19 protein-coding genes are annotated in these 22834 nt (G+C 41.0%); 17 read left to right on the top strand and 2 right to left on the bottom strand.

Annotated features, from left to right (window positions below; translation table 11 throughout):
• The first annotated feature begins 113 nt into the window (after positions 1 to 113).
• The 8 genes from ACTVAI_RS05135 (at position 114) to helD (ending at position 8823) form a co-directional block, all read left to right on the top strand.
• The gene (locus ACTVAI_RS05135; protein ID WP_443473836.1) at positions 114 to 1082 is read left to right on the top strand and encodes an alpha/beta hydrolase; all 969 of its coding nucleotides are present in this window, start codon (positions 114 to 116) and stop codon (positions 1080 to 1082) included.
• On the top strand, positions 1054 to 2430 hold the full coding sequence (locus tag ACTVAI_RS05130; protein WP_443473837.1) for an alcohol acetyltransferase: 1377 nt from the start codon (positions 1054 to 1056) through the stop codon (positions 2428 to 2430). The genes ACTVAI_RS05135 and ACTVAI_RS05130 overlap by 29 nt, the downstream gene beginning before the upstream one ends.
• Entirely contained in the window at positions 2427 to 3092 is a 666-nt protein-coding gene (locus ACTVAI_RS05125; protein ID WP_443473838.1) for a DUF6320 domain-containing protein, read from the top strand. The genes ACTVAI_RS05130 and ACTVAI_RS05125 overlap by 4 nt, the downstream gene beginning before the upstream one ends.
• Before the next feature lie 81 nt (positions 3093 to 3173).
• Positions 3174 to 3812 (top strand): hypothetical protein, encoded by a 639-nt coding sequence (locus ACTVAI_RS05120; protein WP_443473839.1) that lies wholly within the window; start codon positions 3174 to 3176, stop codon positions 3810 to 3812.
• A gap of 161 nt (positions 3813 to 3973) precedes the next feature.
• Positions 3974 to 4906 carry a ring-cleaving dioxygenase gene (locus ACTVAI_RS05115; RefSeq protein WP_443473840.1) on the top strand — a complete coding sequence of 311 codons (933 nt, stop codon included), beginning with the start codon at positions 3974 to 3976 and terminating at the stop codon, positions 4904 to 4906.
• Between the two features lie 124 nt (positions 4907 to 5030).
• A complete protein-coding gene (locus ACTVAI_RS05110; RefSeq protein ID WP_443473841.1) occupies positions 5031 to 5798 on the top strand; it encodes an SDR family NAD(P)-dependent oxidoreductase in 768 nt (255 codons plus the stop codon).
• Complete coding sequence (locus ACTVAI_RS05105; RefSeq protein WP_443486056.1) at positions 5798 to 6409, top strand: sugar O-acetyltransferase; 612 nt, start codon at positions 5798 to 5800, stop codon at positions 6407 to 6409. The genes ACTVAI_RS05110 and ACTVAI_RS05105 overlap by 1 nt, the downstream gene beginning before the upstream one ends.
• A 161-nt stretch (positions 6410 to 6570) precedes the next feature.
• On the top strand, positions 6571 to 8823 hold the full coding sequence (gene helD, locus ACTVAI_RS05100) for an RNA polymerase recycling motor HelD (RefSeq protein WP_443486055.1): 2253 nt from the start codon (positions 6571 to 6573) through the stop codon (positions 8821 to 8823).
• 63 nt (positions 8824 to 8886) lie between these two features.
• Here helD and ACTVAI_RS05095 read toward each other — a convergent pair whose 3' ends face one another.
• Positions 8887 to 9540 (bottom strand): YczE/YyaS/YitT family protein, encoded by a 654-nt coding sequence (locus ACTVAI_RS05095; protein WP_443473844.1) that lies wholly within the window; start codon positions 9538 to 9540, stop codon positions 8887 to 8889.
• A gap of 173 nt (positions 9541 to 9713) precedes the next feature.
• On the opposite strand from ACTVAI_RS05095, the gene ACTVAI_RS05090 reads away from it, so the two are divergent.
• Complete coding sequence (locus ACTVAI_RS05090) at positions 9714 to 11039, top strand: GntP family permease (protein WP_443473845.1); 1326 nt, start codon at positions 9714 to 9716, stop codon at positions 11037 to 11039.
• A gap of 59 nt (positions 11040 to 11098) precedes the next feature.
• Here the strand turns inward: ACTVAI_RS05090 and ACTVAI_RS05085 are convergent, their stop codons facing one another.
• Entirely contained in the window at positions 11099 to 12232 is a 1134-nt protein-coding gene (locus ACTVAI_RS05085; protein WP_443486054.1) for a CdaR family transcriptional regulator, read from the bottom strand.
• Positions 12233 to 12394: 162 nt separating this feature from the next.
• Between ACTVAI_RS05085 and garR the strand changes: the two genes are divergently transcribed.
• From garR to ACTVAI_RS05045, 8 genes are all read left to right on the top strand, one after another.
• Complete coding sequence (gene garR / locus ACTVAI_RS05080; RefSeq protein WP_443473847.1) at positions 12395 to 13303, top strand: 2-hydroxy-3-oxopropionate reductase; 909 nt, start codon at positions 12395 to 12397, stop codon at positions 13301 to 13303.
• Between the two features lie 68 nt (positions 13304 to 13371).
• The gene (locus ACTVAI_RS05075; RefSeq protein WP_443473848.1) at positions 13372 to 14724 is read left to right on the top strand and encodes an enolase C-terminal domain-like protein; all 1353 of its coding nucleotides are present in this window, start codon (positions 13372 to 13374) and stop codon (positions 14722 to 14724) included.
• A gap of 83 nt (positions 14725 to 14807) precedes the next feature.
• Complete coding sequence (locus ACTVAI_RS05070) at positions 14808 to 15710, top strand: dihydrodipicolinate synthase family protein (protein ID WP_443473849.1); 903 nt, start codon at positions 14808 to 14810, stop codon at positions 15708 to 15710.
• A 36-nt stretch (positions 15711 to 15746) separates the two neighbouring features.
• Positions 15747 to 16913, top strand: coding sequence for a glycerate kinase (locus ACTVAI_RS05065; RefSeq protein WP_443473850.1), 1167 nt, complete (start codon positions 15747 to 15749; stop codon positions 16911 to 16913).
• A gap of 297 nt (positions 16914 to 17210) precedes the next feature.
• Positions 17211 to 18635: a GntP family permease gene (locus ACTVAI_RS05060; RefSeq protein WP_443473851.1), complete on the top strand. Its 1425-nt coding sequence runs from the start codon at positions 17211 to 17213 to the stop codon at positions 18633 to 18635.
• Between the two features lie 318 nt (positions 18636 to 18953).
• Positions 18954 to 20522, top strand: a complete 1569-nt coding sequence (locus ACTVAI_RS05055) for a PTS transporter subunit EIIC (protein WP_443473852.1) — start codon at positions 18954 to 18956, stop codon at positions 20520 to 20522.
• 30 nt (positions 20523 to 20552) lie between these two features.
• Positions 20553 to 21929: a class-II fumarase/aspartase family protein gene (locus tag ACTVAI_RS05050; RefSeq protein WP_443473853.1), complete on the top strand. Its 1377-nt coding sequence runs from the start codon at positions 20553 to 20555 to the stop codon at positions 21927 to 21929.
• 64 nt (positions 21930 to 21993) lie between these two features.
• Entirely contained in the window at positions 21994 to 22782 is a 789-nt protein-coding gene (locus ACTVAI_RS05045; protein ID WP_443473854.1) for a carbohydrate deacetylase, read from the top strand.
• The last annotated feature ends 52 nt before the right edge of the window (positions 22783 to 22834 follow it).

Here is a 22834-nt window from a genome sequence, read left to right as displayed (position 1 = left end):
CCTGGCCTTCGTTTCATTTGAACAAACGACACAATATTCCTTTCGACTTGACAGGCCATCATTCATCACGCAAACTGAAACAAAACCAATCTGATTATTAACGAGGGAACCCTATGAATGCCTTAACGAAATTTATATTAAAAGTATTTTCATCTCCGAAAATTGACATGCAGGAAAGCTACATGCGGGTCCGTAAATTCCAGGAATTAGCTGTGACACCCGCAAGAGAACGCTACCGTATTCTGGACCGGAAAATATATTCTGAAGATTTATCCCATGAGATTCCCGTAAGGATTTTCCATCCCAAGGAAAAACGTAGCAACGAACTCCTTTTGTTTTTTCACGGTGGTGGTTGGGTGATCGGGAGCATTGATTCCTACACGCGTGATTGTATTCAAATGGCAGATGAACTGGGAAGGACAATCTTGGCCGTTGATTACTTAAAAGCACCAGAAAATCCATTTCCGGCAGGATTCGACGACTGTTATCGGGTGGCAGATTTACTGATCAATCACCCGGAACTTACCGGGATAACCGGTGCAGATGATCTTACAATCATCGGAAATTCAGCAGGGGGAAATTTGGCGGCGGCGGTTTCTTTGCGATTGCGGGATGAAGGTAAACAGTTACCGAATAAACAAATATTAATCAATCCGGTGACACACTGGAATCACGATGAGCGCTCGCCGTTTGCGAGTGTTGAAGAAAATGGCTACGATTACGGCTTGACTGCCAAAAAGATGCAAGAATATATGGAAATGTATGAACCCGACGAAACTAAACGGCAGTCTCCCTATATCGCTCCACTCATGGCCGGAGACTTTTCCAATCAACCTGAAACCCTGATAATCACTTCAGAGTTTGATCCATTGCGTGATGAAGGGGAAGCTTATGGCCATCTCTTGAAAGATGCCGGAAATGATGTCCGGATTTTCCGGGCGAATGACACGGTCCATAACTATATATTTGGACCACTCACACCTGAAATTGAAATTAAATCCTACCACTTAATGGAAGAATTTTTGGACAACCGACTGAGAGGAAGTGACACCTTTGGAAAAAAGGAAGATGACGAATCGTAAAAAATGGGTACGGCTGGATAATGCCTCCAACATCTTTCTGGCTGCCATGTCAAATCGGGACAGCAAAGTGTTTCGGCTCAGTGTCGAAGTAACAGAGGTCGTGGATTCCGACTTATTACAACAAGCGTTGAACAAGGTTTATAATCAGTACAAGCTTTACCACAGTGTCTTGCGCCGTGGTATCTTTTGGTATTATTTGGAAGAGAGCGACTTAAAACCAACTGTTGAATTGGATACAAATCCGACTTGTCAGCCTCTTTATCATTTTGATCGCAAAGAATTATTATTCCGCGTTGTCTATTGGAAGAAAAGGATCAGTATCGAAGTTTTTCATGTACTGTCTGACGGCACCGGTGCGATGTGGTTTCTGCAAGATTTATTGACGGAATATCTACGTTTGCGTCATCCTGAAATCGAGTCCGAGGCGCTCCAAATTGCCAGATATATCCACGATAAATCAAGCGAGGACAGCTTCGCACGCCATTTCCGCAGTAAAGAACAGCGTAGTTTCTCGAAAGCGACCCAGTCGGCATTGCAGAAATTCGAAGAAGCCAGGGTTAAGACCCAAGAACTTTTATTTCCAAAAAATAAATCAGACCAGAAAAAAGTTTATCACTACAAGGGAACCTATACACCGGATAACCGTCCCCGAGTCGTTGAAATGGAAATGCCAGTCAAGGAAATTATCCGTTTGGCCAAGCAGGAACAAGTCTCTTTAACATTGTTTTTAACGGCTTTATTTATGGAGTCGGTTCGCAAAAGTGAACCAGATTTTAGAGGGAACGAAACAATGGCAGTTTCCGTCCCGGTCAACCTACGGCAATATTTCCCTTCGGAATCAGCCCGTAATTTTTTTGCCGTGACGCGTTTGGAATATACCTATAAAAAAGAAAAAGAGAATACCATTTCCGAAATTTGTGAGGAGTTAAAAGAACAATTTGACCCGCAGTTGAAGAAGGAGTACCTTGAAAACTGGCTGACGCGTCTGATTTATTATGAATATCACCCAATCGGGCGACTGGTGCCAAGGCCAATAAAAGACTTTGCTTTAAAAATGGTTAACTTTAATAATAATCGTCAACTGACCTTGGCGATTTCAAATCTCGGGCGCGTGAGTTTCCCGGAACTGGTGGACTCATTGATTAAGCAGGTGTACTTTCATACCATTGCCGTTCGACCACAATTCTGCGCCATCAGCCATAATGATAGCTTTACGATATCTTTCACCTCACCGTACATAGAAACGGATATTTTCCAACAGTTCGCCAAGTACTTGACGAACGAAGGTGTTCCAGTAACCGTAACCGTTAATAAAGTGACGGAAGAAGAGTTGGGAGGGGATGCATGATGCGTAAATGTGTCAATTGCGAAGTAGAAATAAAGGGTGATTGGGAGCATTGCCCGCTTTGTGAGTTGCCGCTTGATTTAAACGAAAAAATAACACCGAGTTCCTATCCCGATGTGCCTTTAAAATACAACAAACAGCGCATCACCAAATGGCTATTGGTGCTTTCCGTGCTTCTGATATTTATTATTTTGGGACTGGGAATGATTTGGCGCGGACGTATCCAGTGGCTGCAGGCGGCTTTATTTGGGATCATGACGACTTGGCTAGTGGTGGTCATTATTTTGCGTAAACGTCGTAATATAGCGAAAAGTATCTTGTATTTGTTGATTGCCTTGTCTTTATTGTGCACCTATCTAGACTATTTGATCGGTTGGACGGGGTGGTCGACGACTTTTGCGGTTCCAATTATCTGTAGTGCATCCATTATCGGAATGTTTATTGCCTCGCGGTTCATGAAAATGCGAACGTCTGATTATATTTTGTATTTGGTGGCTGCGGAAATAATGGGCTTAATCCCGATAATCTTTTTGATTTTTGACTGGGTCGATACACCCATTCCGAGTTTAATTTCAATCGGCTTGAGTGCCTTGATGCTCATTCTCATCTTTATTTACCAAGGTTCAGAGATTTTACGGGAATTCCAAAAGCGGACATTTATCTAAAATGTTTCAATTTCGTAACATTTCAGAACCATTTAACACTATGGTACGATAAGTGTACAAATGTGATTGGGGGTTGGAGAAATGAGATTGAAACATTTGGTATGGCTTTCAGCGTTTTTCGTTCTTGCGGGTTGCAGTACGAATACTGATAGTGAGGAATCTATATCTTCAGAAACGATCAGTGAAGATACGGGTTTAGATTCGAATGAATCCAGTATTGCAACAGAAGAATCGCGCGGAACAGGCGGGACAACAGCAAGTGAAGGTGAAGAAACCGAGAGTTTGGACCTATATATCCCAGATGTGTTGAAGCAAGATGAAGGTACCGAAGATTATGACCAGGTCATCGCAATTGCTGAGGAGTACGCTTCAAGCACAGAAGGGGCCGAAGAAGGTCTATTCACGATTTTTTATACAGGTTATTATTTAGAAAATGCTGATGGCACCTTGCAAGGTTATTTCATCGGAATGAACCGGACAGGTAAGCCATTAACAGATTTGCAATTCGTATTAGACTTTACAGTTAATGAAACCAAAGTTTGGGACAATCAACTTGTTTACCTGGAGGAATCAGAATTTGGACAATTTCCAAATGAATCAGCTTTCCCATTCTTCTTACAAGCAACACCAGGAACGGAAGAAACACTGATGTCAGCTGAACCAGGCAATATTCAAATTTCCATCACTGATATTCAAGAAGGACTTTCCGTAAGCGAGTAGGCGATGCCTACCGCTTATTTTTTTTGTGCAGCGTTGGGGTATAAGTGCGCACTAAACCTCGATAGTCAAACCATTTCCTGTTTTTATTTGACAATATTTCGAATTCAAGATATAATTAATTCGAATTCAAGATAAATAGTCCGAAAAAGGAGCAAACATATATGAAAACTCAAGGAATCCACCACATCACAGCTATCGTAGGCAATGCGCAAGAAAACGTAGACTTCTATGCAGGTATTTTGGGATTGCGCTTAATCAAAAAAACAGTCAATTTTGACGATCCAGGAACGTATCACCTTTACTTCGGTGATCAAGGCGGAAAACCGGGTACAGTGATTACTTTCTTCCCTTGGAACAAGGCACACAAAGGCAAAATTGGGGGCGGACAAGTCGGCGTAACAACATATGCAGTCCCAACTGGTGCTTTGCCTTTTTGGGAAAGACGCCTCAGAAAATTTGATATTACCTTCCACAAATCAACACGCTTTGGTGAAACGTACCTTCAATTCACAGATTACCACGGACTGATTTTGGAAATCGTCGAACGCGAAGAGGGAGCACCAACAGAGTGGACCCATGGTGAAGTCACACCAGAGGTCGGCATCAAAGGTTTTGGTGGTGCCATTTTATTCTCCACCAATCCGGCTGATACCATTCGTACTGTGGAAAATGTAATGGGTCTGGAAAAAGTCGGCGAAGAAGGCGATATCATCCGCCTGCGTTCAAGCGCAGATATCGGAAACATCGTAGATATCAAACAAACCACCGTACCAAGAGGGGAAATGGGTGTCGGAACGGTTCACCACATCGCTTGGCGGGCAAACGACAGAGAGAATCTGCTCGAGTGGCAAGAACACGTTCGGAAAAATAATCACCACGTAACCGAAGTGAAGGATCGCAATTACTTTAATGCCATCTATTACCGGGAAAAAGGTGAAATTCTATTTGAAATCGCAACCGATACCCCAGGCTTTACCGCTGATGAAGCAATTGCAGAATTAGGTTCCGCAATCAAATTACCGGAACAATATGAAACACGCCGTGAAGAATTGACTGCTGGCCTTCAACCGATTGAAGTTCGTAACCTAGACTAAAGACATATCCAAGGCCGCATTTCATTAAGAAATGCGGCTTTTATAGTTAAACTCGTCTATACTAGCAACCCCCATTCCAATTCGGTATACTTATTAAAGAATAATCCGGAAAGGAACTCACATTATGCAAAAAGAAACAGCTTTAGTAACCGGCGCCAGTTCCGGTATTGGGCGTGAAATCGCCATCCAACTCAGCAAACGGGGTTACGATCTAATTTTGGTGGCGCGTCGCAAAGAGCGTCTCGAAGAAATTGCACAAGCAATTACAACAAACTGCCAAATCATTACCGCGGACCTAAGTAATCTTGACGAAACCCGCGCCCTATACGATAAAACCAAGGATCAAAATATAACTGTACTTATTAACTCAGCGGGATACGGGCTTTTGGGCGATATGGCCACCACCGACATTGACCGCGAACTGAACATGATCAACCTGAACATCACGGCACTTCACCTTTTGACGAAGCTGTTCTTACGTGATTTTATGAAAAAAAACAAAGGCCACATCCTGAACGTTTCTTCATCAGCCGGCCTGATGCCAGCGGGTCCGTATATGGCAACGTACTACGCAACCAAAGCGTATGTAACCAGCCTTACCCACGCCATCAACCAGGAATTAAAGGATCAAAACAGTAAGGTCATTGTCAGCGCACTTTGCCCAGGACCGGTTGATACCGAGTTTAACGCAGTTGCCGGAGTATCCTTTGGGCTTCCAAGCATAACAGCTGAAGCTTGTGCCCGTTACGGTATCCGTCATTTATTTAGAGGCCAAGCCATCATCGTACCCGGATTCACCATGAAAGCTGCCACAACTTTAGCAAAAATAGTACCACGCAACATCGTCGTTAAGGTTGCTGGTCATCAACAAAAGAAAAAGAGGGATGCTTAATGATTCAAAAAGAACGGATGTTGTCAGGAGAATTATACATGGCTGAGGGAGAAGTCCTTCTTCAAGACCGTCATAAAAATAGAACAATTTTACATGAATTGAACCAAACGAACCATCTTCAAATAGACCGTCGCCAGGAATTATTGAAAGACTTATTGGGTAAAACGGGAGAGAAGTTTACAATTCAGACGCCGTTCTACTGTGATTATGGCAATAATATTTATATTGGCGAGAAATTCTATGCTAATTTTGACTGTTTGATTCTTGATGTAGCAGAGGTCCATATTGGCGACAACGTCATGTTCGGACCGCGTGTTAACATTTTTACGGCTGGTCATCCGATTGATGCAGAAATTCGTAACACAAACCTGGAATTCGGTTTGCCGGTCAATATTGGCAATAATGTCTGGGTAGGCGGGAATGTAACCATTAATCCTGGTGTTACCATCGGCGACAACGTTGTGATTGGCTCAGGCTCAGTCGTTACCAAAAATATTCCAAGTAACACCATCGCAGTAGGTAATCCATGCCGGGTCTTAAGAGAGATAACCGAAGCAGACACGGCCTATTGGCAAGGAAAAAAAGACCAATATGAAACAGAAATGAAGTAAAAGAAACATCCCTGTTTTTGCAGGGATGTTTTATTTTGCACAATATATTTCTATTTGTTTTGGGCAACTAATAGCATTTAAAGGGGGAACGTGATATAATTTGTAATGTTATTTTTACCCTTACACGTAATGACGTTAAGGTTTTGAAAGGAGATACCTAAGTGACCAATGAATCCATGCAACAAGAACAGGAACGGATGGATTATGTTATATCTGTCATTACCGAAGAAGCGGAACGCTTAAAGTCGGAATATACCACTAAATTGGATATTCAAAAGCAACTATTGAAACAATCTTCAGAAATTCGAATCAATAATAGTTCCAATGAGGCGATGTGGGAATCCTCCGGAGAATTACGTGAATTCGAACAAAATCTTACCATAAAAAGTAATGAATTGACTCAGGTTCAAAATAGAAGAACAATCCTTGAAAAAATGCAAGAAGACCCATACTTTGGTCGCATCGATTACCACAATGTAGCTGATCCTGAAGATGAGCAAATTTATGTCGGTATCGGATCTTTATTTGATGACGAAGATAATCTGGTTGTGGACTGGCGTGCGCCTATCTCAGCCTTGTACTATGAAGGAAATGTCGGTGATCAAGTAAAAATAAAAATCGGCGACAAATTCCAGGCTTTCGAAGTTGATCTTAAACGTCAATTCCGAGTTAAAGACGGTGAAATTACCGGCATGATTGATACGGATAACGTTATGGGGGATCCTTATTTGATGGAAGTGCTGGAAGGCAGTTCAACCAATCAAATGGGTCCTGTGGTCGCAACTTTACAAAAAGAACAAAACCGGATTGTCCGGGATAACTTACCACGCAATGTCTTGATTCAAGGGGTTGCTGGATCCGGTAAAACCGTCGTTATGATGCAAAAAATTGCTTATTTGCTTTACGCATTTCGTACGCATTTGAAAGCAGACGAAATCCTGCTGTTTTCACCTAACCGTATTTTTCAGGCCTATATTTCCCAAGTTTTACCATCACTAGGGGAATGGGATGTGGAAGGGAACACATTCCCGCAATTTATCCAACACCGGGTTTCAAACTTTGATCCGATTCCTTCTGATGTCGGTGAAAGTTCGAAATTCCAGATTGTAAAAGGAAGCTCCGCTTTCTATGAAGCGTTGGAGCGCTACAGTCGTCTTTTGAAAAAGAAATACCTTCTTTTCCGGGATATCATGCGTGAAGATGAAGTCCTTATTTCAAAAGAAGAAATTCAGAACATATATAAAGGGATCGAGAGCAAAGGCTCTTTAGCATCCAAGCTCGATATTTTACGCGTTAGCTTAATGCAACGTTTGGAAGAATTAAAACTGGAACATCTTTCAGCTGACTGGGTGGATGACGCCTTGCAGCATTATGGCACAGACAGAATTCACCAATTCGAAAGTCAAACACATAATATCGTGAAAATGGAAGGCTACCTTCGTAAACAAATCGTGGCAGATGCTTTTAGAAGTATCGAACGCCGTGTCAACAGCCAAGGCTATATCCGTTACACTGCGCAATACTTGCATTTTCTACGTTCGGTTCCGCAATTGATCGATTTGGAACCATTCGGCCTTACAGCTGAAGAATGGGCAACCCATGTAGGAGCCGTGATGGAAAAAATGAAGGAAAATAAACTTTCATTGTACGATATGACGGGTTATTATGCGCTTCTTCTGCAAATGAAGGGGATGCTGACACAAAAAGCGTATCAATACATTTGTATTGATGAAATCCAGGACTTCACGCCATTTCAATTGCGTTTGTTGAAGAAGTTGTATCCACGCGCACGCTACATCATGGCAGGAGACTTGAACCAAAACATCTGGCAAAATCGCCTGAGCTATAAAGAGTTGAAGGTTATTTTTGAAGAGGAAGAAATCAGTCGCCACCTGTTGTTGACGAGCTATCGTTCCACACGGGAAATCATGGCTTTCGCGAATCAGTTTGCCTTATTGAATGATCATCCAGCCCAACCAATCCGTAGCCGGAGAAAACCTGAAGTGTTATATAGGGAAGCATCCAGCTTCGATGAAACATTGAAAAGTCGTTTGGCTGAGCATGTTGGTAAAGGCGAGCGCATTGCTTTCTTGACTCCAACTGGCCAAGCTATTGAAAAAATAAAACCATTCCTTGAATCTTGGGGTGTGGATCATCAAATCATTATGAACGATGACTCCATCATGAACAAGCAAGTCGTTGCCATGCCAATTGGACTGGCAAAAGGTCTGGAATTCGATGTCGTTGTGGCTTGTGGTACAGATGATATACTGGATACAATTACTGATACAAGTAGCCAACAAGTTTGGTACACCATCTTCAGCCGGGCAATGCACCAGTTATACGTGGTGACTTCAAACGAACAATCACATTTATTAAAAGACGTTGAAGCTGAAATTTACGAAACAATATAAAACAAAAAATGGTTCACATCATCCATAGGGGATGGCGTGAGCCATTTTTGCATAGAACTTTTCCTAAACCGACTCAGCGTCTTTCTTTAAGTTTAATTGTTCCGATTCTAAAAGCATATCAGAAAAATATTTGCGGAAATGCTGAACCAGAGGCCCCATCAAGAAGCCGGATACTACTGTCACAACACCAACTGTAGCACCTAGTAAGAAACCGATGATGATACAAATAATGTCTGATATAATCCGCGCAACCTGAAAAGAAATTTTGCCGTTGGAACGTTCTTCAATAATGATTGGCATCGCATCATAAGGCGCAACACCACGGTCAGCTGCGATGTACATACCTGCACCAATCGCCAAGACCAAACTTCCGATTACGGCAAAAAGGATGCGCATCGCCAAGCTATAAGAATCACCAAACTGGCCCAGTATGGTTGAGACGGTAAAATCAGAAACATAACCAACAATGGCAATGTTGAAAATTGTGCCAATTCCCAGCAGGTGACGCCCAAAGATAAATACCAGCACCAAACCGATGGCATTTACCAAAAGTAAATACGTTCCAAAAGAAAGTCCAAAAGTAGCGCTCATACCTAGATTGAAAGTTGAAAAAGGATCTGTTCCCAAATCAGCCAAACGTGCTATCCCGATTGCAATTCCGATTAAAAAGACACCCAGCAAAGAAAACATAATCCGATTCCATTGATTTTTGTTCAATATTGATACCTCATTTTCAAATATTTGTTGACTACTTGATTCTAGAAGGTTTTATCACGAGTGTCAAGAAACCGATTGCGATTCCATTATTTTGGTGGTTATTTTTGCAAAGGTATAGTACATTGTTAAATGAAGTGAGCGTTTTCTCTAATTTATAGTTGGGGGAAAGTCAAATGAGTTTAGGTTTAATCAGCCTTATCAGTATTATATTAGGACTAATTATTTTAGTTATCCTTTCTTTTAAAGGAGTTTCAATTTTAGTATTAGGACCATTAATTAGTGCAGCAGTGTTATTTCTTTCGCGCGAATCAGTTACGGCTGGGATGAACGGCGCCTATGCCGAAACTTTTGCCGCATTTATTCAAAATAATTTCCTTATTTTTTTAGCAGCCAGTATTCTTGGTGCGATGTTGGGGGAATCTGGGGCTGCCAATGATATCGCGTATGGGATTATCAAAATGACTTCCCGTTCTGGAAAAAATGCCAAATTTTTAACTTTGATGGGGCTATCTTTCATTACCGCGCTCCTTACAATGGGTGGGGTCAGTAGTTTTGTAATCGTCTTTACTGTTGCTCCAATTTGTAAACAACTATTCAAAAAAATGAATATTCCTTGGCATCTTGTGATGGCAGTACTGGTTTTGGGCGGATCGCAATTTACCCAAGCAACACCCGGATCACCAGCAATCATGAACCTTATTCCAATCGAATATTTAGGAACCACAGCCACTGCTGCTCCGTGGATGGGATTAATTACTTCGATTGCTGCAATTGCAGGTGGAGCTGCCTATATCAAATTTGAACTTATGCGGGCGGAACGTAAACAAGAAACTTTTTTGGAAACAGGGTATATGTTTGATAAGACAATGAAGTCAAAAGAAATCGAGATCGAGAAGGTCGGCTCGATACTAAAGGCCTTGACACCTTCGATTGTACTCTTGGTCGCCTTGAATGTATTTAAGCTGCCGCCTGTATTGACATTGTTCATTGCAATCCTTGTCTGTGCGGTTTTGTACTGGGGGAACTATAGTAACCTTCCGGAAACAATTTCTCGTGGTGCCGTATCTGCATCCAATTCCATTATCAATGTTTGTGCAATCGTTGGTTTTGCAGGTGTTATCAAGGTTGTTCCTGGTTTCGCTTATTTAATCAATGGTCTTGCAGCTATTCCAGGGCCACCTTTGTTACAACTGGTATTAGCAACCAATATTATGGCAGCCATAACCGGTTCCGCAACTGCGGCAGAAGGGTTATCTCTAGAAACTTTTTCCAGTCAATTTATTCAGGCAGGGTATGATCCAAACATCATCCATCGCCTCATCAATCTTTCAGGTTGCGGTATGGATGCCATGCCGCACAATGGATCTTTAATCAATCGCTTGGAATTTACCAAGCTTACTCATAAGCAAGGTTTTATGCATGAATTTATCGTAGGGGGGATTATCCCGTTTCTTGTTTCTGTTTTGGCAGTATTTCTTGCCGAAATCGGTATTGTTTAAAAACCAGGAAGGAACTGAGGTTCCTTCCTGGTTTTTTGGGTAATTATGCCGAAATACCTTCAATGGATTTGCTTGCGCATGACATTGTATAACTTAAAAGCCAAGGACAGGATCACGTAATCGTCAATTTGGCGTGGATCATAGCCCGTTAGTTTTTCCAACTTTATCAATTTATATTGAAGTGTATTTTTATGAATGAACAATTGGTCTGCAGTCTTGTAGTTACTTCCATTATTATTGCCGTATATTGTAAGGATTTCGGAAAATTCCTCTTTCTCTTCTTCAGATAACTTTCCTAGGATTTTGTTTACGAATTGTGTTTCAACGTCTAAATCCAGAGTTGTTAAAATGATCCCTAAATCCAAGTCATTATAATTTTCAATGGCGGCATCAGAATTTATTAAAGCCCAATCCAATGCTATTTGCGCCCGCTCAAAGCTGCTATGAAAATCTTTAATAGTGTTACACTTCGTACCAATACCAAATTTTAGATGCAAGCCCAATTGGGACTTAGCATCATTGCCGATTTTCTGTAAAATAAATTCATACCTTTCAATGGTAACGTTTGCATTTAATGCAAGCCTTATTTTTGAACCATTCACATTAAAGAGGTTCTGCGGATCATAAACCAACGCTCTTCTTAACAGTAAGGATAGTTTTTCGCTTTTTTCATCATTCAATGCTGCAAAATTAGTTATCTCCCCAAATGCAGCGATGCGTTCCAAAGATAAATCCACATTAAGTAAACCTGCCAAATGAAGAATATTTTGGACTTCTCCAGTTTCTGAAATCAGCTGCTCTATAAGGAAACGATAGTTTTCCCGCTTTTTAAAAGAAACATCTTTCAACCAAGCATCTTTAATCAAAATTTCCGTCATGTTTTTTATGATTTTGCCATATTTCTCAACTTCTTTTATATCGCCCGTAATCCCTATAACGCCAACCATATCTAAATCACTGTAAACAGGAACGTTAATTCCTTTTTTTGTCCCGGCATACTGTCCTTCATAATCAATGATGAGGTCTTCTTTGCTTCTCATCACTTCTTGGGCTCCACCGTGAGATTTTCCTATACGGCTCTCGTCAGTACTGGCGATGATGATGCTATCCATATCGATAAAGTTTAATTCTTGATTGATTATTTCCTTCATGCTGACAACAATATTTTGAGCCAAACTTTGTTCAATTTTCATCTAATTTCCTCCAAAGATGTTTTATGGAACATGAATCAAGCCCATTATACCTAATAAACTTGTTTTGTGAACTATATAATTTAAAAAAAGAACAACGTATACTAAATGTATTGAAACGCTTACTTCGCAAACACTGAAAGAATAGAGAGGGGAACATATATAATGAAAGTTGGATTTGTAGGATTAGGAATCATGGGGAAACCAATGGCGAAAAACGTCTTAAAAGCTGGTTATGAGTTGAAAGTATATGACTTTAATGAAGCTTCTGTACAGGAAGTCGTTGCAGAAGGCGGACAGCCAGCATTATCCGGTAAGGAAGTTGCAGAGTTTGCAGACGTAGTCATTACGATGCTTCCCAATTCACCACATGTTAAGTCAGCTTTGTTTGCTGAAAATGGAATTGCGGAAGGCTTATCGTTAGGGAAAACAGTCATTGACATGAGCTCTATTTCTCCGGTGGCAAGTCGTGAATTTGCAAGCGAACTTGAAAAAAATGGTGTCAGTTTCCTAGATGCCCCTGTATCAGGTGGCGAGCCCGGAGCTATCGCTGGAACCATAGCTGTGATGGTTGGGGGTCAAAAGGAAGTATTTGATAAATACTACGATTTATTGATGTCCATGTCATCTTCCGCAACATATGTTGGTGAGGTAGGGGCTGGTAACGTTACAAAATTAGCGAACCAAATGATTGTGGCCATTAACATTGCCGCAGTCAGCGAAGCATTATCTTTAGCTACGAAAGCTGGTGTAGATCCAGAGTTGGTCTATGAAGCAATCAAGGGTGGTTTAGCAGGAAGTAACGTATTGAATCAAAAAGGACCAAAAATTTTGGGACAAGATTTTTCACCCGGCTTCCGAATCGAACTACATATCAAAGATTTGCAAAATGCCCTTGATGCGGCTCATGAATCACATGTGTCTGTGCCATTAACTTCGCAATTAATGGAAATTATGCAATCATTGAAAGTTCATGGACATGAAAAAGACGATCATTCAGCAGTAGCACGTTATTACCAAGCAATCAATAATTTGACGATTGAAAGTCAAAAATCAGCAGAAACAGCTAACTAAAACTAAAAATACAAACGTAGAGCCTGTTGAAGGCAGGCTCTATCTACATAAAAAAGGAGAATATAAAAATGTCACCAAAAATCGTTGATATGCAAGTAATTCCAGTAGCAGGTTATGATAGTATGCTTTTGAACTTGAGTGGGGCACACGGTCCTTACTTTACTCGTAACATCGTTATTTTAACAGCCGACAACGGCGAACAAGGGCTTGGAGAAGTTCCCGGTGGTGAAAAAATTCGCGAAACACTGGAAGCTGCGAAAGAGTTAGTAATTGGTCGTAATATTGGCGAATACAAAAATATTCTCCGCGACATTAAAGATAAATTCATCGGCTTGGATGCAGGCGGACGCGGCAATCAAACATTTGACTTGCGTACGACAGTCCACGTTATGACTGCTGTGGAAGCACCGTTATTGGACTTATTAGGTAAACATTTTAACCTTCCGGTAGCAGCATTGTTGGGTGATGGACAAGTTAGAGATTCCGTAAAATTCCTGGGATATTTATTCTATATTGCAGACAAAAATGTAACCGATTTACCATACCTTGAAAATGATGATAGTTCCGATAATTGGTGTAAATTACGTCGTAAAGAAGCTATGACACCGGAAGCAATTGTCGAGTTGGCTAAAGCAGCACACGAGCGTTATGGTTTCCAGGACTTCAAACTTAAAGGCGGCGTTTTGGAAGGAAAAGAAGAAATCAAAGCAATTAGAGCGTTGAAACAAGAATTCCCGAATGCGCGTATTACGCTGGATCCAAACGGTGGTTGGAAATTGGATGAGGCCGTCGAATTATGTAAAGACATGCATGGCATTTTAACATATGTGGAAGATCCATGTGGTGCAGAAGGTGAGTTCTCATCACGTGAAGTAATGGCTGAATTTGTTAGAAGAACGGGTCTTCCTACAGCTACAAATATGGTTGCGACTGACTGGAGACAGATGAAACACTCCCTTGCTCTAAACAGCGTTACAATTCCATTGGCTGATCCTCATTTCTGGACGATGCAAGGTTCTGTCCGCGTAGCACAATTATGTGATGACTTAGGCTTAACTTGGGGTGTTCACTCTAATAACCACTTTGACATTTCTTTAGCAATGGTTGCCCATACAGCAGCAGCTGCGCCAGGGGAAATCAATGCAGCCGATACACATTGGATCTGGCAAGATGGTCAAGGCTTGACAAAACAATCCCCACAAATTGTGGACGGTGAAATTGCTGTTCCTGTTGACGCGCCAGGACTTGGTATCGAAATTGATATGGAAAAAGTGGAAGCAGCGCATCAATTGTACCTTGAAAAAGGACTAGGTGCCCGTGATGATGCAATTTCCATGCAATATTTGATTCCAAACTGGAAATTCGATCCAAAATCTCCATGCATGGTTCGTATTGAAGAAGTAGAAACAGTATTAAATTAACATGTGATTCTCCTTTGAGAGGTCGGGTGTATAAGCATCGGGCCTCTTATTTTATAAATATCTAAATAGAATAGGGTGAAATAGTGAACACAGATAAAATTAAAGGGATAATTGTCCCCATTCTGATTCCAGTCGACAAAGAAGAAAACATCGATGAAGTCAAATTACGCTTCATGGTCAATCACATCATTGATAACGGTGTCCATGGAATCTTGGCTTTTGGAAGTAACAGTGAATTCTATATGTTCGACGATGATGAGATGATTGATGGCCTGCGTATTATTGTAGAAGAAGTCAATGGTCGTGTTCCCGTATTCTTTGGAATAGGTGAAATCCGTACGCGAAACTGCATTCGACTTGCAAAAAGAGCGGCAGAATTCTCGATCGATGGCATATCCATTCTGCAACCGATGTTCATTAAACCAACGGAAGAAGCGTTATATAACCACTTCAAAGCGATTGCGGATTCAGTACCGGAGATGCCCGTTTTACTTTACAACAACCCCGGCCGGGCAGGGTATACTATGTCAGCCGATTTAGTAGAAAAATTAGCTCACGAGGTAGATAACATCGTTGGAATGAAAGATTCTAGCGGAGATGTAACACAACTGAGCGAATTCATTCGCCGTAATCGTGACGTTGATTTCAAAGTTCTTTCTGGTAAAGACACCATTATCTATGCAGGTATGGCTGTCGGGGCTGTAGGAAGTGTCTGTTCGACCGCTAATATGTATCCACGTTTGGTTAGTGGCATCTACGACAAGTACGTAGCTGGACAATTTGAAGAAGCCTTGGAAGATCAATTCACTTTGAATCCGATTCGTTTGTCACAAGATCCATGTAGTTTTCCAGCAGCCACAAAGGATATGGCTAATTTATTGGGCTTGGACGTTGGTCAACCAATCTTACCGACAGCACCAACCAAAGGTAACAATTTAGAAAACATGAAAACAATCATGCGTGAGAAAGGTTTCTTGAAAGACTGAAATAAGATTGAAATACGAAATGTGAGGGGGGAAAGAATGAACCCGGCAAAAAAAGTTATCATAGCAGCGGATTCCTTTAAAGGAAGTGCGTCAACGATAGAGGTTGAGGATTTTATCGAACGTGGGATTCGCCGTGTGGATGCAGACGTGGAGATTATCAAAATTCCAGTTGCGGATGGCGGTGAAGGAACAGTAGACGCACTCGTCGTAGGCTGCCAAGGCGAGTATCAATACGTTGAAGTAACAGGACCGCTCGGAGAAAAAGTTCAAGCAAAGTTTGGAGTTATTAAAAACCATATTGCGGTTATCGAGATGGCGGAAGCATCGGGAATAATGCTTGTTGATGAAGAAAAGCGTAATGTATTTAAAGCCACGACTTATGGAACAGGTGAATTGATTAAAGCGGCCCTAGATTTGGGAGTCGATGAAATTTATATTGGCATTGGCGGAAGTGCAACTAACGATGGTGGAGTCGGAATGGCACAAGCTCTCGGTGTATCATTCAAAGATCAATCAGATAAGGAAATCGTTCCAGGTGCTGAAGGGTTGGCAGCTATCACTTCCATAGATGTCTCCAATATCGACTGGCGTATTCACGGTGTTAAGATTTCTGTTTTATCCGATGTAACAAATCCTCTATGTGGTAAAAATGGTGCATCCTATGTATATGGTCCACAAAAAGGTGCGAGTGAAGAGGATGTTATCAGACTTGATGAAATCCTACATCATTACGGGAAAAAAATAGAAGAATTACTTGGTGTCAATATTTTGGAAAAAGCGGGTTCTGGAGCAGCTGGCGGACTCGGGGCAGGTTTGATGGTCTTTTGTGAGGCACAGTTATTCAGTGGCATCGAAAAAATATTGGAAATATTGAATATTGAAGAAGAATTGAAAGATGCTGATCTGGTTATAACCGGTGAAGGTCGGTTAGATTCACAATCATTGAATGGTAAAGCACCCGTGGGCATTGCGCGGATGGCAAAGAAATACGATTTACCCGTGATTGCAATTGTTGGAAGTAGTGATGACAATTTAGGACCGATTTATGAGACCGGCATCGATTTGGTTACGGACATTGTCAATCGGCCGATGTCGTTATCAGAGGCGATTAGAGAAGTTGAAACATTATTAACAAATGCAGGGGAAACAGCTTATCGGGCTTTTATATTACGTGAACAAACTGTTTCTATTTTGCAAGATTAATCTAAACTGATGGCGCAGTGGTAACTTGCCCACTCCGCCAATCGGTGAAGGAAGTATGTCTTTCGAACCATGAAACAGCAAACAAAAAAACCTAAAATTGGTTTATAAGATATATAAAAGAAAATTAAAATCATCTATACTATAAACAAGTTAAGCGCTTACCTATGTATGGATTTGAGAATGAGTCGTATAGTCAAAGTGAAAGTATGAGCAAACTATTGATTGTAAGGGTTAACAACACTAATTTAATAAAGTGATTATATTTACAATATTGAAAGTCGAAAGGGTGCAAAATAAATGGATTTTGGAATTCTTAGTTTGGTTGGTATTATAGTTGGCTTGTTTGTCTTAATGTATCTAGCCTTTAAAGGGTTGTCACTGCTGATTATCGGTCCAATTCTGAGTATGATTGTTCTGTCATTTTCTGGTATGAACTTGGTCGAAGGTATGGTGGGACCTTACGCAGAGGCGCTTGGTAGTTTTGTTGGCAAGAACTTCTTGATTTTTGCTTTGGCGAGTGTATTTGGATCTGTAGTCAGTGACTCTGGTGCTGCCGATGATATTGCTAACTCAATCATCAAATTATCTGATAAAACAGGTAAAAACAAAAAGTTTGTTATTATCATTTTACTGTCCGCAATTACTGCAGTCCTGACCTTTGGTGGGGTAGGGGGTTACGTTGTAGTCTTCACTATGATGCCCTTCAGTAAAGTTTTGTTTAAAAAGAATAATATTCCATGGCACTTGTTCATGGCGATGCTATCCTTGGGTGGGAACCTCTTTACTTCAGTAATGATTCCTGGTTCACCAGCAATCCAAAACCTGATTCCAATCGAATACTTGGGGACAACGCCAATGGCAGCTTCGAAATTGGCATTAATCGCTCTTGTATTCTCAGTCACAACAGCCTTGGTTTACATTAAATGGATGTTGAATCGTTCTGAAAAAGCAAATGAAGGATTTATGGAAACAGGAGAATCCATTAATAAAACAATCGAAGCAGAAACGATTGAAGTCAAAAAACATGGTTCCTTGCTTAAGGCTTTCATGCCAATCATCCTCTTGTTAGTGACAATGAATGTTTTTGATATGGATCCTGTAGCTTCCTTGTTCATTGGTTGTTTGGCAACTGTCGTTCTATACTTCAACAAGTTCAAAGATGTTGGCGCTTCAATTGGAACAGGTGCCACAAACGGAACGAAGACCTTGGTAGCAGTATCTGCAATCGTAGGTTTTGGTGGGGTCGTAACAACAGTTCCTGGATTTGAATATCTCATTTCAGGATTGAACAGTATTCCAGGACCACCACTGTTACAAATGGCAATCGCAACAAACATTGTAGCTGGTATTGCAGGTTCTGCTTCCGGTGGTTTGGGAATTGCTTTGGAAACATTGGCTCCACAATACTTGGCAATGGGAATCGATCCATCCGTTATCCACCGTGTTGCAGCTGTTTCCTGTTATGGACTTGATTCAATGCCACATGGCGGTTCAATCGTAAACCAATTAAACACAGCACACTTAACACATAAACAAGCTTATAAACATGTCTTCTGGATTAGTGCAATCACACCATTTATTGCATCTTTGGTTATTGCAACAATCGGTACCTTGAGCGATGGTTTCCAAACTTCGATGCTTATTGGTATGACAGTTGTCGGTGTTCTAATCATTGCTAGCCTGTTCCTAGGTAGCAAAAAAGAGGTTACAGTAAACGCATAATAAAAAAACGAGAGTGCTCAAAAAGGCGTTTAGCCCCGAACCACTGGAACGAATAAGCACAGGATGGTCGCAGACCATCTGAGCATTATTCGTGAAGTGGCGTCGGGGCTGCCTTTTTGAGCACGTTTGCGATAAAGTATTCGTAAATAGATAAGGGTCTGGGAGTTATTTCCCAGACCCGTTTTTTGTTCTTATTTTTTGACTACATTCTAAAAGGGGCACATTTTAAACTTGAATACGCTATCATAATGACCTTGTGCACCTTGGTGGTTCCCCTTAAGATGTATATGAATTGAAAACAAAAGGAGTGTAAAAAATATGTGGGAGAAAGCGAAAGATGAGATTCAAGTTTTTGGTCGTTCTCTGCTCTTGCCAATCGGGATTATGGCACCGGTAGGGATGTTAATGGGTTTGATGGGGGCTTTTACGCAAACGTACATGATTAACCAGTTTCCATTTTTAGGTAACGAAACGCTACAAATCGCTCTGAAAAGTGTGCAGCAGATTTCTGGTGTGATTTTTACTAATATTCCCGTTCTTTTCGCGATGGGTGTTGCATACGGTATGTCCAAAAAAGAAAAAGGAATCGCCGTTTTTTCTGCAATTATCGGTTATTTAACGATGTTGATGGTTATGAACGTTTACCTGAATGTCAGTGGGAACCTAGCGGATCCAGAAGTAATGGGACCAGCCGGCCAGGCTACTGTACTGGGGATACAAACATTGAATATTGATGTAGCGGGTGGGATTATCTCTGGTTTGTTAGCGGCAAAAGTAGCCGATCGTTTTTACAAATTACAGCTACCGCTAGCTTTTGCGTTCTTTGGTGGAAAAAAATCAGTATTGATTTTAACATTCTTGTTCATGATTCCTATTGCGCTACTTATTCCGATTGTTTGGGGTGGATTCAGCAGTATTTTGATGGCTATTTCTCCGCTACTCATGAACCGTGTGTTTGGACCTGGCCTTTATTGGTTCTTGAACCGGGCTTTAATTCCGTTAGGTTTGCACCATGTTTTGGCATCCATGGTCCGCTTTACCGAAGCTGGCGGGGTATACATGATTGATGGTGAAACATTTACGGGGATACTAAACACCGTTAACCATATCCTCTTTGATTTAGGACCGTCTCATGAAAGCTGGAATCGTTTAATGCCGGCGTTGACACCGTATCTTGCAGCAGGGCAAATGTTGAATACATTATTCCGTATCCCGGCTATTGGTTTAGCGATGTATCATACTGCTTATAAAGATAATAAAACAATCGCCAAGGGAATTATCCTGACAATCGTACTAACAGCATTCCTTGGTAATATCACTGAACCGATTGAGTTTTCGTTCATGTTTATTTCACCGGTCCTCTATATCATGTACATTGTGGTTTGTGGACTTATGACGATTCCGTTAGCATTCCTGAATGTGTCTATCGGCTACATTCGTGGAACGATTTTCGACTTTGGTATTTTCGGTTTACTCTATGAGAACACCAACTGGATTAACTTGGTACTTTGGGGAGCAGTAAACTTTATTACTTTTTACTTCTTATTCCGCTTTGTAATCCAGAAGTTCAATATTAAAACACCTGGTCGGGAAGATGAAAACCGTGATGCGACCCTATTAAATGAGAAAAAATATGATGAAATTGCGGGTGTCGTCGTTACAGCATTAGGCGGTAGCCAAAATATCTTGAATGTGGATAACTGTGTGTCACGTTTGCGTATTGATTTGAAAGACCAAAGCAAGGTTGATGCAGAAGCCTTGAAAAAATCAGGTTCGAGCGGCATTTTCTTCCCTAAGAAAAACCATATCCATGTTGTATTTGGACCGCACGTGGAATTTGTTCGAAATGAAGTGGATGAGTATATACAAAAAGGCGGACTGGCATAAAACTGAAGTGTCCAGTATGAGAGGATGGAAATGATGCGTGCATTTTATGATTCAAAAAGTAGGTCAATCCCAGATCGTGGGATCAAAGCGCTCTTTACAGAAGAAGCGAAGTACAATGCGTGGTTAGCAGTCGAAACTGCGTTGGCAAAAGCTCAAGCGAAAGAAAAATTTATACCTCAATCAGCAGCGGATGAAATAGCTGCAAGCGCAAAAATTGAAAATCTGGATTTTGAAGAAATGGGTAGAATTTATGAGAAAGTTGGACATGGTTTCGTACCTTTTCTAAAAGTACTCGTAAAAGCATGCCCCCCTGAAAGTGGGAAGTATGTGCATTATGGGATTACCACTCAGAATGTCCAACAAACATCACAACTCTATATAATGAAGCAAGTACACGAAAAATTTTTAGGTCTAGCCAGTGAGATTTTAGAAAACTTGGCCAAGTTAGCAGAAGATAACAAAAATACGGTAATGGCAGGGCGGACGCATGGGCGCCATGCGACACCTATCACATATGGTTATAAAGTTTCTGTTTGGATTAGTGAGCTGCTTGATTCGGTTGAACGTTTGCAAGAGTTAGAGAAACGTGTCTTCCAAGTTATGATGGGCGGTGCGGTTGGAACATTCAGTTCGATGCCGGAAGTTGGACCCCGTGTCCAAAATCACGTAGCAGAGCAACTGGGTATGACTTCAATGGCTGTCCCAAGTCGCAATATCAACAGTCATAAATTGGAATATATCATGGCTTTACAGCTGTTGGCGAGTGTTTGCCATAAGATGGCCGAGGAAGTTTATCAAACCTCTTTAGAAGAAATTGCGGAAGTTGCAGAAGGATTTAAAGAAGGAACAATAGGCAGTAGCACGATGCCACATAAGATAAATCCAAAGCTGGCTAAAGGGATAATCGCAAATTCACAAAAACTTTATTCACTATCAAGTGTAGGTCTTTATTCTGCCGTTCGTCCTTACGAAGGGGATAGCTCACAATACATGCTGTTTGATGGCATTATGGAAGAAGCGTTGGAACTCACAACTGAACTCTTGTTGCGAGCTGAAGAATTAACGCGTACCTTAACTGTCCGCAAAGAGCGTATGCTTGAGAATGTAAATATTAATAAAGGTCTTGATAACAGTGAATATGTGATGATGAAAATTGCTGAAAAGCTTGGTAAAGATCAAGCCCATAGTTTAGTTTATGATGTGGCGATTCGTACCGCTGCTTATGGGGAAGATTTCTATACAAACCTTTCAAAAAATGATGTTTTATCCGATAACTTTACTTCCGATGAGTTAAAAGAGATGATTAACCCGAGTAATTATATTGGGTTAGCACCAGAACTTGCTTCCCAGATGGCGCACAAAGCAATCGAAAAAGCTGAAGCATTAAAATTGAAATATTCAAACTAAAAATAAAAGCGAGTTCGGGATTCAAATCCGACTCGCTTTTTACAAATAGGGGAGGAGTAAACATATGACAAAACTAATCATCAACGCCGATGACTATGGTTATTCAAATGCGATAAATTATGGGATAGTAGACGCCCATCGTGAAGGCGTTGTGACATCCACAACCATGATGGCAAATATGCCGGGATTGGTGCATGCGGCAAAATTAAGCAAAGATAATCCCGAATTGGGTATTGGTATTCATCTTTCCTTAACAGCAGGTAAGCCAATTAGGGAAGATGTCGATACATTAGTCGATCAAACAGGGATATTTCATCGCTTGTCTTTTTATAATGGCACTGAAAATAAAATCGATTTGGAACAACTTTACCAAGAATGGCAAGCGCAAATCGAACGCCTTCTATCCTTGGGTATAGATTTAACCCATATTGATTCCCATCACTATACCCATGCATTTTCAAATCATCGCGAAGTAGCAGAGCGATTAAGTAAAAAATATAGTCTACCTTTACGAAACTGTCTGGACGCAAAGAGTTTATCTGAAAATCCACAGTTATATCCAACCGATGCCTTTTGGAATATATTTAACTTTCCAGAAATGAAGAGTATGGCTGATGAATATCCTATAGAAAAAACAATACTATTTTCCCGCTTTCATGAGGATGCGAAACACCATCAGCAATACGACCTTGTAGAGGCGAGTTGTCACCCTGGATACCTGGATGAAGTAGTGTGGTACGGCTCTTCTTTCAATCTCGCCCGGATGAAAGAGATGATGGTATTGAGAGACGAAGATTTTCGTCAACTTTTACATGAATATGGCTATGAACGCATAAATTACAATCAGATTTAAAGCGTATTTGACACCTGTTGTGCCGTCATGTTATTTTTTGTAAAACGATTCC

This window comes from Jeotgalibaca sp. A127, from assembly GCF_052266745.1.
GTDB lineage: Bacteria > Bacillota > Bacilli > Lactobacillales > Aerococcaceae > Jeotgalibaca.
Note: the sequence above shows the minus strand (reverse complement) of the source record. Positions and strands in the feature narration are given on the sequence as shown.